This window comes from Anabaena sp. CCY 9402-a, assembly GCF_963920945.1.
Classification (GTDB): Bacteria; Cyanobacteriota; Cyanobacteriia; order Cyanobacteriales; family Nostocaceae; genus Trichormus; species Trichormus minutissimus.
On sequence record NZ_CAWUDL010000110.1, the window covers coordinates 1 to 14481 of the forward strand.

A 14481-nucleotide genomic window follows, 5' to 3' on the forward strand; every position below is an offset into this window, starting at 1 on the left:
AGTGTTGAGTAGAGAGTGTTGAGTAGAGAGTGTTGAGTAGAGAGTGTTGAGTAGAGAGTGTTGAGTAGAAGGGAGAGAGTAACTCATGTCCAATACCCCATCTTAATTACGAATTAGTATTATGTCTGTAAAAACCCTAACTATAGATAGTCAATTAATCAGTGCGCGGGAGGAAGAAACGGTATTACAGGCGGCGCAAGAAGCGGGTGTTCATATTCCCACGCTGTGTCATTTAGAGGGTGTGGGAGATGTGGGTGCTTGTCGGTTGTGTTTGGTAGAAATTGCTGGGATGAATAAGTTACTTCCTGCTTGTGTGACGAAAGTTACCGAGGGTATGGAAGTAGTAACTAATAGCGATCGCCTGCAAAGTTACCGCCGCACAATTGTCGAAATGTTATTCGCCGAAGGTAATCACATCTGCTCGGTGTGTGTAGCCAACGGTAACTGTGAATTACAAGACCTAGCTATTGAAATGGGGATAGATCATGTGCGTTTAGCCTACCATTTCCCCGATCGCAAAGTTGATGTTTCTCACGATCGCTTTGGTCTTGACCATAACCGTTGTGTTCTTTGTACGCGCTGCATCCGTGTATGTGACGAAATCGAAGGCGCACATACCTGGGATATGGCAGGGAGGGGGACAAACTCCCACGTTATTACCGACTTGAGCCAACCTTGGGGAACGTCCCAAACTTGTACCTCCTGCGGTAAATGCGTCAATGCTTGTCCCACAGGCGCACTATTTGACAAAGGTTCTAGCGTCGGCGAAATGAAACGCGATCGCGCCAAACTCGATTTTTTAGTTACCGCACGGAAAAAACAGGAATGGAATTTTTAGGGAGCAGGAGATTGTACCTCAATGCTCTATCCTCACCCACACTAGGAGGTGAATCTGATGTCAACAATCAGCCGAAAACCAAACAAGCGCAACCGGAACAGGAGTATTCCCGCTTTTTCATCTATGTGTCTGTCACCGACTTCTTTCAAAAATCTTTTGTGGTGGCTGCTACTTTTGGGGATACTAACGATTGTTATGTTCCTGGGTTTAGGAAGCTTCTATACCGAAACAGTAATTGCGGCTGTCGAGCAACAAAAAACAGCAACAGCAGAAATTCTTTATCGCTCACAAACAAAATTAGCTGATGAGTCAGGAAAAGTTTGGCAAGTTGTGCTGTTTAAACAAGTTTATCCTGGTCAAGCACAAACTTTAAATCTGCGGCTGGTAGGGTTTCCTGGTTCTGCCGAACTAATTCATCCCCAACCCTTAAAAATCTCCACAGCTACAGGTAAAGTCTTGAGTGCTGCCGATGTTTTCTTAGATGAAGCACCAGCCCCAACTATTGGCCAGTATGACTTTCAGAATATCTTGCCCCAACTACCACAAGAACCCCTAACCTTGAGCATACCTTTACCTGGCAATCGCTCCATCAACATCAACGTCCCTCAGCGCGTCGTCCAAGAATGGCACAGTGTTATGAGTGCTGAGTCCTGAGTGCTGAGTTATGAGTGCTGAGTCCTGAGTGCTGAGTCCTGAGTGCTGAGTGGGCATTCGTTACTGTCCCTTCCAGTCCCCTTACGTTAGCGGAGCGGGGCGTTAGCCCATTACGAATTATTATGTCTCGGTTGAAATTAGCCACAGTATGGTTAGGCGGGTGTTCTGGCTGTCATATGTCCTTTCTAGATTTAGACGAATGGCTGATTGATTTAGCCGCCCAGGCAGATGTAGTTTTTAGTCCCTTTGCAGATATTAAAGAATATCCAGATGGTGTAGACGTAGTATTGGTAGAAGGTGCGATCGCTAATGAAGAACACTTAGAAACTATCCAGATTGTTAGGAAATATTCTCAAATATTAATTTCCTTTGGTGACTGTGCTGTAACTGCTAATGTCACCGGTTTACGTAATCCTTTGGGTAGTCCTGAACCAGTTCTGGAACGTTCTTACATCCAAACAGCTGATCTTTATCCTCAAATTCCCCACGAACCAGGTATTGTACCCCCGTTACTAGATCAAGTAACACCAGTACATACAATAGTACCCGTTGACATTTATTTACCCGGTTGTCCACCCTCAGCCACACGTATTCACGCCGCCCTAGAACCGCTATTGCGTGGAGAAATACCCCATCTAGCTGGACGAGAGTTTATTAAGTTTGGGTAATGGGCGTATCAATTCAAAATTCAAAATTGAATAACTTCTACCTCCTTACTCCTCTATTGCCACATTTCACCTGTCACCTGTCACCTGTCACCTGTCACCTGTCACCTGTCCCCTCCCTGTTCCTTATGTCTAAACGAATTGTCATCGACCCCGTTACCCGGATTGAAGGCCACGCGAAAATCAGTATTTACCTAGACGATACCGGACAAGTCAGCGATGCGCGGTTTCATGTCACTGAATTTCGCGGCTTTGAAAAATTTTGTGAAGGTCGCCCACTGTGGGAAATGCCTGGAATTACGGCGCGTGTCTGTGGTATTTGTCCGGTGAGTCACTTGCTAGCTTCAGCAAAAGCAGGCGATCGCATTTTAGCAGTTACCATCCCCCCAGTGGCAGCTAAACTCCGCCGTCTGATGAATTGGGGGCAAATTATCCAGTCCCATGCGCTGAGTTTCTTTCACCTCACCGCCCCTGATTTATTACTGGGTATGGATAGTGACCCCGTAAAGCGCAATGTGTTTGGCTTAATCGCCGCCGAACCAGAATTAGCTCGTGGTGGTATCCGTCTCCGTCAATTTGGACAAGAAATTATTGAATTATTGGGAGGGGCAAAAATTCATCCAGCTTGGGCTGTTCCTGGGGGTGTGAGAGAACCTCTTACACCAGAAGCACGCACCCACATTCAGCAGCGTATCCCCGAAGCAAAAGCTACTACCTTAGATGCTTTGGAGAAATTCAAGGGGCTGTTAAAAGACTATCAAAAAGAAGTGCAAACCTTTGGCAATTTCCCTAGCTTGTTTATGGGTTTAGTCACCCCTGACGGTTTATGGGAAACCTACGACGGACATATCCGATTTGTTGATAGTAGTGGTAATATCATTGCCGATAAACTTGACCCCACACGCTATCAGGAATTTATTGGGGAGGCAGTCCAACCAGATTCTTATTTAAAATCACCCTATTATCGCCCCTTGGGTTATCCAGATGACAATGGTCATTGTCGTTTAGATAGTGGGATGTATCGGGTAGGGCCGCTAGCACGCTTAAATATTTGTAGTTCTATTGGCACAACTCTAGCAGACAAAGAATTGCGGGAATTTCGCCAACACGCTCAAGGTACAGTCACATCCTCATTTTTCTATCATTATGCCCGCTTAATTGAAATTCTCGCCTGTATTGAATACATCGAAATCTTTCTTGATCACCCAGATATACTATCAAGTCGATTACGTGCAGAGGCCGGCGTGAATCAATTAGAAGGTGTTGGTGTCAGTGAAGCACCACGCGGCACATTATTTCATCATTATCAAGTAGATGAAAATGGCTTATTGCAAAAAGTCAATTTAATCATTGCGACTGGTCAAAATAATCTGGCGATGAATCGTACAGTTGCTCAAATTGCCAGACATTTTATTCAAGGTACAGAAATTCCTGAAGGGATGCTCAACCGTGTCGAAGCCGGAATTCGTGCTTTTGACCCCTGTTTAAGTTGTTCTACCCACGCCGCAGGACAAATGCCATTGCAAATTCAATTAGTCGCCGCCAATGGTAGTGTGCTTGATCAAGTTTCCCGTTGGTAAATGCCTCAAAGTAAGTCGTTGTTTCGTTAAGACAGCAAGGTGCGTGGTGAGGGATGGACAGTTATTCACATCTGAGACTAATCAGGACTAAAATCCTTACAATAGAAGAGTCTCATAGTCAGGACTGTTGCACTATGTATCAAACTGACCCGCCACTTTCCCCAAAAGAAGTATTACCGACGATGTATGATCTCAAGAGCGAAGATCCTGGAGAACCTGGTTTGCCCGATCAGTTTCATTTGTTGCAACCCCGTCTATTAGACGAAACCTTTCGTCCGCCAAATTACCCCAGCGACGAGCTATTTACTGCCAGCGATTTAAATCTTTACTATGACCCACGCCATCCACTATGGTATAAGCGACCAGATTGGTTTGCTGTTTTGGGTGTTTCCCGACTGTATGAACAACGGGATTTACGTTTAAGTTATGTAGTTTGGCAAGAAGGGGTTAATCCTTTCATTGTGGTGGAGTTGTTATCTCCTGGTACTGAAAAGGAAGACTTAGGGCAAACATTGCGGGATGTTGAGCAACCCCCAAGGAAATGGGAAGTCTATGAAAAGAGTTTGCGTATTCCCTATTACGCTATTTTTGACCGCTACAAATATGAATTTAGGATGTTTAAATTAGATGGTGGTAGTTACTCTGAGATAGAACTAGGTGAATCACGCTTTTGGATACCAGAAGTTCAGTTAGGTTTGGGCGTTTGGCAGGGTAGTTATCAAGATGTCGAACAATCTTGGTTACGCTGGTATGATGAAACGGGGAACTGGGTGTTAACTCCTGTAGAACAAGAAAGACAGCGTGCTGACCAAGAAAAACAACGTGCTGAAAGATTAATGGCACAATTGCGATCGCTTGGTGTTGAACCTGATAATCAATAACTTTTGACTATTCTTTCCGATAATATAGATATATTCGCTGCGGGCTACCCACTGGTGAACAGCCATGTCAAAAACAACTCTAATTGAACTTCCACCTTCTGAAACAGAACTTCCCTATGATGATGGTGTCCCAATGGAAAGCGCAAGGCACAAAGCCCAGATGGACTTACTGATAGATGCCTTAATTCCTTGGTTGTCACACCGCGAAGATGGGTTTGTCGGGGGAAATATGTTTGTCTACTACAGTCTGGCGCAAGTACGAAATAAAGACTTTAAAGGCCCAGACTTTTTTATAGTGTTAGGTGTACCCAAAGGTGAACGCAAAAGTTGGGTGGTTTGGGAAGAAGGAAAAGCACCTGATGTAGTTATTGAGCTGCTTTCAGACAGCACCGCCGCCACAGACAAAAACGAGAAAAAGCTGATTTATCAAAATCAAATGCGCGTACCGGAATATTTTTGGTATGACCCCTTTAACCCAGATGATTGGGCTGGCTTTTCTATCCAACAAAGAGTTTACCAACCCTTAGTAGCCAACAATCGCAATCAATTATTCAGTGAATCATTAGGGTTAGCCTTGCAGCGTTGGCAAGGAAACTACAAAGGCATAGACGCAACTTGGCTACGCTGGGCAACTATTGATGGAGAATTACTCCCGACACCGGAAGAACAAGAACGCCAACGCGCAGAACAAGAATGCCAACGCGCAGAACAAGAACACCAACGAGCAGAACAGGAGCAGCAACGTGCAGATAGGGCTGAGTCAAAATTATTACAAACGGCTAGCAACTTGCTAGCAAGTGGTATGACTGTGGAACAGGTAGCTAGTATAACTAGTATGGATGTGTCAGCGATCGCCAAACTCCTACCCTCTTCCGAACCGTAACACATAATCCCTTGTTAAATTTATCGTGCTTGTTTTGTAGCTATAATAATTCCACTTGACCAGTTAAGTTTTGTGAGAAGCATATCCTGCCTCTGTTCTAACTGTGCAATCAACGCAGCAACTTTTAACTCATGACCTTCCGGCCAGTTTGTCTGAGGCAGCATATCATCAATAATGTATAAACCACCAGGCTTAAGAATGTGAAGTGCAGCTTCAAGATGAGTGTACTTTCCTGCCCATGTATCAGCAAAGATCAAATCGAACTGCTCACCTGTTTGTTCAATCTGCTCCAGAAATGCTCCTGCATTCTGAATATCAAAAGAAATTCGTGGATCATCTCCTAAATATTTTTGAGCAATAGAAACTACTGTGTTGTCATTTTCAACTGTAATAATTTTTGAGTTCCTGTCCATGCCATCCAGTAACCAGGCTGTAGAAACACCTGTACCAGTGCCAATATCTAGAAAATTCCCATCAGGCTTACTCGCGGCTAAAGTCCTCAGTAGCGAGCCTGTTGATAGCTCGGATGTCATTTGAAAGCCGATTTTGATAGTTTCGGACAATATGTTTTGAACAACACTAGGGATTTTCAGATTTTCTTGGTCATTCATCACTATTTACTTCGCTTAATTTATTGCAACACAACTTTTCGGTCTACTGATATTGATGATCTTCTAGCAATTTTAGATGGTGTTTAGAAGCTGAAAGCCTTAAAATCTGGTGAGTAGCGAGACTGCAAACATACGTAACTATGCCAGAAAAAGATATATTACTGCAACCCAGCACATTATGGGACAGTGTTAAAAAACGAACCAACCATGCTTTAGGATGTGGTGCGCTGCTATCCATCCCGACGGAGTTTGAATTTGTCGAGCAGGATGGTGTTAAATTTTTAGTCCGAATTTTATCTAACCTTAAACGTAAAAATACTGCCAAAAAACAACAAGACCAAAAAACCCAAGCTACTGGTAAAGAGTTTAATCCCTTCCTACCCTACGAGGAAGACTTATTTGTAGCCGATATTTCTGATACTCATGTATGTATTTTAAATAAATTCAACGTTGTTGATTATCACTTATTAATTATCACCCGCGCCTTTGAAGAGCAGGAAAGCTGGCTCACCCTAGCAGACTTTACAGCTATGTGGGCGTGTCTGGCCGGAATTGATGGTTTAGTATTCTACAACGCTGGTAAAAATGCAGGCGCAAGTCAGCGACATAAACATTTACAACTTGTACCCCTACCTCTGACACCTTCAGGAACGCAGACACCCATCACACCCCTTTTAGCCTCAGTCAAATTTCAAGATGCGATCGCAACTATACCAGGACTACCATTTGTCCATGCTTTTGCTAAGTTAGATCCTGTATGGGTAGAGTCACCATTCACAGGGGCTAAAGTTACCTTAGAAATTTATCACAACTTACTGCGATCTGTAGGTTTAGGCGCAATTAATGGTGACAGACAATCAGGTGCTTATAACTTGCTAGCAACTAGAGAATGGATGTTAATCGTACCGCGATCGCAAGAAAATTTCCAATCTATTTCTGTCAACTCGTTAGGGTTCGCCGGTGCTTTACTCGTAAAAAATGAATCAGAAATGCAGATCCTCAAACAGCAAACCCCAATGAATATCCTCAAAAATGTTGCGAAGTTAATCGATAAGTAGTCAATTAAGTTCGTAGTAAGGACTTTAGTCCTTATTTTCTTAGCACTAAGGGACTTCCAAAAATTAAATTATCCCAAATTGACTGTTCGTAGGGTGCGTCAGTACAAATAATATCTGGGCATAGCAAAGGTTTCTCACACTGACACACCCTACAGATTGGAACATTTTTTTAGTTGGAAGTCCCTAAAGTCCTGACTACAAACCATCAAATCCTAGTTTATTGATGGAGAAGATTGTCTCTTTCTACCCAACAATAAACCTAATCCCACAATAGACAATCCCAGCATAGAACCAGGTTCTGGAACACGACTGTAATTTACAGATTGATCATCAGTCGCATCAGCATTTAGATAGGTGTCACCAAATACAGAGAATTGATCTGACACTACATATTGCAAACCCAATCCTTGCCCACGGGGAATTTGTCCCAAAAAGTCAGTCCAAACTGATGCTAGTGGATCATCTGCTTCAGTGACGGTTTGACCATTGTAGTTAGCAACAATCTTTAAACCTTCTGAAACCTCTACAAATTGATCCGCAGCCGCCGCTTGATCAAAAGAAAAATAGCCAGTGAGAGTCTGATCAGCATTAGAGAAGTTATAAGAGATGTTTGCAGCTTGGGCTGGTAGAACTTCCCCCAAGATAAATATCAGAGTAGTTCCTGCTGTAGCAACAGCTAGCTTTTTGAAGATGGCATTAATCATTTTTTTGCTCTTGGTGAAAGAGGGTGAAAAGTAAATTGTTTACTGCACTCAGCACAGGCTAAACGCCCCGCTACCGCTAACGGAACTCAGCACTCGGAACTCAGCACTCGGAACTCTTCATAATGCTGGACTTGTCAGAGCAGTTTTCATGGCTTGGAAGATATGGCTTTGGTCAACTACACCCCGAATTCCAGGTGCGGTGTAAGTCCCAGAACTATCTGTAAACTGGACTTTTTGCCCCAAGGAACGAATCAGACTTGAAGAGTAAGCACCTTGGAAGTAAACAGGTACAAGTCGGCTGGTGTGGCTACCCCAAAGATACTTTTGAGTAGGGTCAGAACCCCAGAAGTGACCAGCATCTTGAGGGTTGTGTTTATTGTAGGTGATTTCTTTGGCGTTATACTTCAACCCTCTAGCCAAGTTAGGATTAGCATTAGGAGTCAGTTTTGAGACAAAATCATTATTGAGAGTTAAATAATGGTCATGGTCAGCCGTTACGAGGAGTAAATTCTTGCTCCAACCACCATTTTTATTCACCCAGCTAATAACTTCTTGAACTGCCTTATCAAAGTCATTCATCGTACCGATGAGGTTATCCATGTTGTCGTCATGGGCTGACCAGTCGATATCACCACCTTCAACCATGAGCCAGAAGCCGTCTTTATCTTTACCTAAAACCTTCAGAGCAGCTTGGGTCAAATCTGCTAATGTGGGGTTCTCGTTGACTTCTCTAGCAACAAAGCTAGCATCTGTTTCACTAGAAGCCAGAGGACGAACTGTATCAGGTGTAGGGCCACTCACGGGGTTGCCGTCGGCATCCAGAACAGGAACACAGTCACTGATTGAGCCAGGAATTATCTTCCCTGATGGACAAGTAGCTGGCGTTCCACCTCTGACAACAGAGCTATAGAGAGAGAAGTTATCTAGACCTGTGGTGCTGTAGTCTCCCTTAGAGGAACTGGTAGGAAGATTACCATTTTGTCCCCGCGCACCGTATAGACCAAATAATTTACCGCCGTTATTGGGGTCAACACTAGCGGCTGTGTTGAGTAGGGTTTGAGTTGCGTTCGGGCTACGTTCCAAAAAGTTATAGCCGTAACGGTTGGATGTAGGACTGGGGTTATCTCTCAGATGCTCGTAGGTATCTTGAGTGATGTATGTATAGTCATAAGCTGGGCTTGTGCCGCTTCTATTTTGCATATCTAGAGGATGACCAGCACCCAACAGGACATTAGGCTGAAAGTTCAGCAATATCTGTTGCAAAATACTATCTTGGTTGGTCTTAGTGGGGTCGTAAATACTGTCATACTTACTACGACGATTGACGAAAGAAGCAGCCGCCCCTGGTGTAGCATGGCTAATGGGTACAGAAGTTACTAATCCCGTAGCTTTGCCTTGTTCTTGAGCAATTTCTAGGATGGTTTTTAATTTATTTTCGTATACATCTACACCCATAGCATTGTTATAGCTCTTAACACCTGTGTAGAGAGTAGTAGCGGTGTTAGCAGAGTCGGGGTAGCTATATTTGATGTAATCTTTATCGTATCTACCAGCGTTAGCGGGAGATAGAGGAATCCAAGGAGCGGGGCCACCTTGACTTACATCGAAACCTACTAAGTTACCTGGTGCTAGGCTGTTACCATCGGCGCGATCGCCTGGGTTAAAGGGAGTAGGTTGGAAGGAAAAACCAGGACGAACATTACTCAAACCTGTAAATGGATTAGACCCATCTAAAGCAGAGTTACCACTGGAATGTGTCTGATTTGTAGGGTTGGCGGGTGTACTTCCTTGAACGGTTGTACCGTAGGTTGTTACCAAGCCATATCCAGTGAGTTTTTGAAAGCTCAGACCTGAACCTTTACCACTGGTGTAAAAGGGTGCGCCTTTAGCCAAAGCTGCGGCTCTAGCCATATTCCAGCCCATACCATCACCAATCATGATGATGACGTTAATCCCATTACCGGCAGCTAGGGCGGATTCAATGCCAGGATTACCAAATACCAATAAAATGGCACAAAAAAGGCTAGCCATAGCAAGTGCTAGCACTCGCCTGTACTTTTCTAAATATGAAGTCATTGCTGTATGCCTTGGAGTTAATTAAATTCGTAATTCGCAACGATGCTCCCGCCCCGCTCCGCTCTAAGCGCAGCTATGCCGCAGGCTTTACGTAATTCGTAATTAAGAATTTTAGTCTGGAGCTTTGTTTGGGAGAATTTGTATTTTTGGTTAACTATTGGTATTGATAGAAGTTGGATTCTTCGTGACTATAATAAAAATCTGGATGACCTAGCAACATAGGTTGAGCCGCAACTTGGGTGGGAATTTGTACCGAAGCAGTAGCTGGTTTTTGATCTGGTGTGGTAAAGGAAAATATAATCGCCACTACTAAACCGGATAGAAAACACGCCAATGAACGCCGATGGCGTTTTAGTAATGAAATCATCGCACAAGCTCCTCTAAAGTGGGAAATAATAGCTTTTCTGCCTGCTGGCGATTATGACAATCTTCAGCTTCCAAATTACAAATACAGGTGACATCAGCAATCTGACCACGCAGGCATTGCACACTTTGAATCACTAAATAGGCAGCAAATGTAGCGATCAGAACTGCCACAATTAAACTGATCACACCATCAGCCCAAGTCCAATTCATCCAGATAACTGCGATCGCTGCTAATACTGCTCCCACTGAACTAGCTACATCTGCTAAAAGATGTAGTAAAGCTCCTCTCATATTGAGGTCATGATGGCTACATTTGTGTAAACACCTAGCATTAAAAACGTTAACAGCTAGACCAATCAGGGCAGTTGTTAACATTGGTACACCAAGAATCTCTGTGCCGGGAGATTGCAAACGCACCAAAGCTTCTTTAATGATCCAGCCAGCAACAGCAGCTAAACTGATACCATTAATCAAAGCTGCCAGAACTTCTAATCGATAGCGGCCAAATATTGTTCGCTGGGATATAGACTGAGATAACCAGGCTGCACCCAGTGCTAAACCCAAGGCTGCTACATCTGAAAGAATGTGTTCAGCATCAGCTAAAAGAGATAAGCTATGACTCCAAATTCCTGCGCTTAGTTCTATGCAAAAGAAAACGCTGAGTAAAACTAAGGCAGTCCAAAGAGCCTGAACTTTCTGCTGTACTGGCGTTGATGGCATTGAACCTGACCCTCTAAGTTGATTGGCTGTTAACTCAAATGTTGAGCGTTCCATTGGATGCCCTTGTGCTGACAGCACCATTCTCAATCTCTGAATACCTGTACAGTCCTGCAATAATGTACCAGATACAAGGTTAACAATTATCTAAATAAAGTTTAATATAAGGTAAAAAAACCAGTATTTATCACGAATAAAAATTGTTATCATATTCATTTTGATACCAGAATGCTGGTAAATATGCAAAAAACTAAAAATGAGATAAGGGTGCGATATTTTCTTACCTCATTTATTAGTTGTAGTATGTCAAGGTGGGATGAACAACAGAAGATTTACTAATTTAGCTCTTGAGGGTGAGCTAGGATTTTTATTTAGGCTTGATAAAAATACAATTGACCGAGACATGACCACTAGAAGAGTAGTAGAGCATCAAGTTTGAATTGAGGGATAAAGTCGCTTCAATTTGATACGAGCATCTGCTGTGGTAAATCGCCTCCAGCACTCACGTATCTACATATTACGTGTAGCAGTTGCTCTTAAGACTTCTTCAAAATAATGCCGATATAGCTCACAACTCGATATCACCTGATTTCCTTGCAGCTTGACTAAGCCCATGCTGTGGAGCTTAAATGCTACAGTCTGTTCTAGCTCTACAGGTGTTGATGACTTGATTACTTCTTCATACGCTGCTGCTAATTGCGGATGTTCTTGTAGACTACGTAAATGACGATGTAAGTGATTGTCATAAATGCCTGCATCTGTAACTGCTGTTTGGATTAACTGCTTGAAAGTCAAGTCTTGCTGCGCTAGATGATACAAAGCTTGCTGTATTAGATACGGATGTCCATCCACAAGCTGCATCAATTCTGATAACTCATTTTCAGATAAATGAATTCCATAACGTTGCGCTAAATTACATACTTGCACAGGTGTAAATGTTTGTAATTCAATTGCTAAACCCACATTAAATGGTGATTTATTAATATCTAGAGGAATATATACTTCTGTGGAATGAACAATTACCAAACGCAAATTTTGCCACAGAGGATTACCGATATCTCCATAGGCTGCTTCTTCATACCAAGAACGCAATAAAGTAAAGAAATCATCAGCAATTTCTGGATGTAAAAACACCTCATCAACTTGATCTAAAGCTAAGACCAAAACACCATTAATATCTGGCAGCACACAGTCTTCAAAATAAGCGGTGCAGTTGCTTTTACTGCCAAAAGTTGCGCTCCAATAATCCTCGACTCGATGGGGTAATTGAAGCTTACGAGTAATCGCAGCACAAAACCAACGCAAGAATTTATCTAAGTCATTAAAAATAGCACTTTCAGCTCGCTGTAAGCTCAAAGCTACAGTACGTACTGATGAATTTTGTTGTTGAGCATGGGCTAAAATTCTTACCATTAGAGAAGTTTTACCCATTTGACTGGGTGCTTTAATACGGATTAATGCCCCATCTCTGGTAATTTCTTCATAACAGCGAGACTCTACCGGAGGACGTTCCATATACAAAGCAGAGTCCAATGGTATGACTCCAACTGGTGATTCTAATTCTAGGGGTTGGGGATTGGTTACTGCGAGAGAGGGAGAAAATTCTTGAATTTTGATTTCTTTGGAAGCTCGTTGTGCTAAAACAGCCATTAAATTAGTTTTACTGACTTTTTCTCCTAAACTAGCTGATAGTATCTGCCATAACTTTGGCCCCACATCATGCTTAATATACTCTGGAGCATAGTCACATTCTGCGGCAATTTTGTCATATTTTTGCCCTAGTAAAGCTCCCCGCAGTACAGCTACTTCAATATTTTTTAGATGTCTTTGAATCTTAGCAAAAACTGCTTGATCTGCAACTTTTAAAGCTGTCTCAAATGTTATTGTTTCTTTTTGAATGCTTTCGGTCATTATCTTAAATTTATTTAACTAAGTGATCTGAAGATTTTAATTTATTTAAATTCGAGTTTTAAATTATTAACTGGCTTTTTCTGCTACCTGTTGCAACATTTGAGTCAATGGATGTTCAGGGTATTGCAAACAAAATATTCCACTACTACCGAGTTGTGCCATATCTTCTGAAAGTGGAAACATACCTGCAACTGGGACATTATAAGTTCTTTCTACTTTTTGATGTAGCGATGAAAAATTCATGCGACTGGGTATTTTATTCACGATCATCATCATCTTGCTGACTTGAAGTTGACGAGCAATATTAACTGTTACCGCAGTACCTTGAAAGTCTTGACGATCTGGACGAATAATCACAATCAAAAGGTCAGAAATAGCTATAGATAATAAAGTTTCTCGGCTAAGTCCTGGGTGAGTATCAATAAATAAGTAGTCTAACTCTAGCTCTTTAATTAATCTTTTTAATCCACTATTCAGTAAACTAACGTTATATCCTTCGCTGATTATTTTGGCAATTTCGTCAGCATTGATACTTGAAGGTATGAGGAAAACCTTTCCTTGAGCGATCGCCAAATGAGAAGTCACATCACAGGCAGTATCAGCAATGGAACTACGATGCCATAAATAATCATTTAATGTCTTACCTGTAATTGTTTCATCAATAGCAAATAGAGCATGAATCCCAGGAGATTGCAGGTCAGTATCTACAATTGCCACTCGCTTATTTTGTAGTGCCATTGTTACCGCTAAATTTGCTGTTAAGTTAGATTTACCTGTCCCGCCACGGAATGAGTGAATCGCAATAATTTTAGACATAGAGGAATAATTCGTAATTCGTAGTTCGTAATTCGTAATTAAGATATCTTGGTATTACGAAGGGATGCAATTTCTATTTGTAATTGTTGAAAATAATCAGTTTGAGTAATTTCTGCTACCTGGTGTGCGACTTTATGTAAATCAATTTCGATTTGCATCTCTTGGAGTTGAAGTTTTCTAGTCTCTTCCTGCTGTTTCAATAGACTTTCTAATTTAGCTTTTTCCTGTTGTACAATTGCCAATTCCTGTTGCAAAGCAACAACTTCTGCTCTTAAAGTCTTTTCGGTATCTTGCAAGTAAGACTTAGTTTTGTGTTTTACCTGATCCTGACTCAACTGATTCCGGGCTAGTTTGGAAGGAAAAGGCATGAGAATATTATTACTACCTGCGTTTTTGAAAGCAGTGAAGTTAACAATTTTGGCGGTGACTGCTTCGTGACTGATATCAAGGGGATGTTGGGGCATGATTTACTCCATGTCATCAACGTCTGTGTTGGGAGTGTTTGGATCTATATCTTTCTCAAATTACGCGATCGCACCACACGACGAAAGATCAGTTTTGTAGCGAAGCAATCTTTGGAAAACTGGCCTTGACAATTTATTGATTTTGTGTATAAACCAAATTTTTGATAGTATTGAATAAAGATTCAATTAAGTAGGTAATTCAATAGGACTTACGCATTGACAGAATAACAAAATAGTGAATTGATGAATATAGGTCG

At 42.1% G+C, this 14481-nt stretch carries 15 protein-coding genes; 7 read left to right on the top strand and 8 right to left on the bottom strand.

Annotated elements, in window-relative coordinates; genetic code table 11:
* Positions 1-121: 121 nt before the first annotated feature.
* From hoxU to ACM0OR_RS25960, 6 genes are all read left to right on the top strand, one after another.
* Positions 122-838 (top strand): bidirectional hydrogenase complex protein HoxU, encoded by a 717-nt coding sequence (hoxU, locus tag ACM0OR_RS25935; protein WP_414579322.1) that lies wholly within the window; start codon positions 122-124, stop codon positions 836-838.
* Positions 839-895: 57 nt separating this feature from the next.
* Complete coding sequence (locus ACM0OR_RS25940) at positions 896-1492, top strand: DUF3122 domain-containing protein (protein WP_414579323.1); 597 nt, start codon at positions 896-898, stop codon at positions 1490-1492.
* A gap of 122 nt (positions 1493-1614) precedes the next feature.
* Complete coding sequence (locus tag ACM0OR_RS25945; RefSeq protein WP_414579324.1) at positions 1615-2160, top strand: oxidoreductase; 546 nt, start codon at positions 1615-1617, stop codon at positions 2158-2160.
* Positions 2161-2285: 125 nt separating this feature from the next.
* Complete coding sequence (locus ACM0OR_RS25950) at positions 2286-3737, top strand: Ni/Fe hydrogenase subunit alpha (protein ID WP_414579325.1); 1452 nt, start codon at positions 2286-2288, stop codon at positions 3735-3737.
* Positions 3738-3871: 134 nt separating this feature from the next.
* Positions 3872-4618 carry a Uma2 family endonuclease gene (locus ACM0OR_RS25955; protein WP_414579326.1) on the top strand — a complete coding sequence of 249 codons (747 nt, stop codon included), beginning with the start codon at positions 3872-3874 and terminating at the stop codon, positions 4616-4618.
* A 64-nt stretch (positions 4619-4682) separates the two neighbouring features.
* Positions 4683-5501: a Uma2 family endonuclease gene (locus tag ACM0OR_RS25960; protein WP_414579327.1), complete on the top strand. Its 819-nt coding sequence runs from the start codon at positions 4683-4685 to the stop codon at positions 5499-5501.
* 20 nt (positions 5502-5521) lie between these two features.
* Here the strand turns inward: ACM0OR_RS25960 and ACM0OR_RS25965 are convergent, their stop codons facing one another.
* On the bottom strand, positions 5522-6112 hold the full coding sequence (locus ACM0OR_RS25965) for an O-methyltransferase (protein WP_414579328.1): 591 nt from the start codon (positions 6110-6112) through the stop codon (positions 5522-5524).
* Between the two features lie 140 nt (positions 6113-6252).
* On the opposite strand from ACM0OR_RS25965, the gene ACM0OR_RS25970 reads away from it, so the two are divergent.
* Positions 6253-7170 carry an ATP adenylyltransferase family protein gene (locus ACM0OR_RS25970; protein ID WP_414579329.1) on the top strand — a complete coding sequence of 306 codons (918 nt, stop codon included), beginning with the start codon at positions 6253-6255 and terminating at the stop codon, positions 7168-7170.
* Between the two features lie 212 nt (positions 7171-7382).
* Here ACM0OR_RS25970 and ACM0OR_RS25975 read toward each other — a convergent pair whose 3' ends face one another.
* From ACM0OR_RS25975 to ACM0OR_RS26005, 7 genes are all read right to left on the bottom strand, one after another.
* On the bottom strand, positions 7383-7874 hold the full coding sequence (locus tag ACM0OR_RS25975) for a PEP-CTERM sorting domain-containing protein (protein ID WP_414579330.1): 492 nt from the start codon (positions 7872-7874) through the stop codon (positions 7383-7385).
* A gap of 117 nt (positions 7875-7991) precedes the next feature.
* Positions 7992-9950, bottom strand: a complete 1959-nt coding sequence (locus ACM0OR_RS25980) for an alkaline phosphatase (protein WP_414579331.1) — start codon at positions 9948-9950, stop codon at positions 7992-7994.
* Between the two features lie 154 nt (positions 9951-10104).
* Complete coding sequence (locus tag ACM0OR_RS25985; RefSeq protein WP_414579332.1) at positions 10105-10317, bottom strand: hypothetical protein; 213 nt, start codon at positions 10315-10317, stop codon at positions 10105-10107.
* On the bottom strand, positions 10314-11117 hold the full coding sequence (locus ACM0OR_RS25990) for a cation diffusion facilitator family transporter (RefSeq protein WP_414579333.1): 804 nt from the start codon (positions 11115-11117) through the stop codon (positions 10314-10316). The genes ACM0OR_RS25985 and ACM0OR_RS25990 overlap by 4 nt, the downstream gene beginning before the upstream one ends.
* 426 nt (positions 11118-11543) lie before the next feature.
* The gene (locus ACM0OR_RS25995; RefSeq protein ID WP_414579334.1) at positions 11544-12944 is read right to left on the bottom strand and encodes an AAA-like domain-containing protein; all 1401 of its coding nucleotides are present in this window, start codon (positions 12942-12944) and stop codon (positions 11544-11546) included.
* 66 nt (positions 12945-13010) lie between these two features.
* Positions 13011-13760, bottom strand: coding sequence for a MinD/ParA family ATP-binding protein (locus tag ACM0OR_RS26000; RefSeq protein WP_414579335.1), 750 nt, complete (start codon positions 13758-13760; stop codon positions 13011-13013).
* Positions 13761-13798: 38 nt separating this feature from the next.
* Complete coding sequence (locus tag ACM0OR_RS26005) at positions 13799-14224, bottom strand: hypothetical protein (protein WP_414579336.1); 426 nt, start codon at positions 14222-14224, stop codon at positions 13799-13801.
* Positions 14225-14481: the final 257 nt, after the last annotated feature.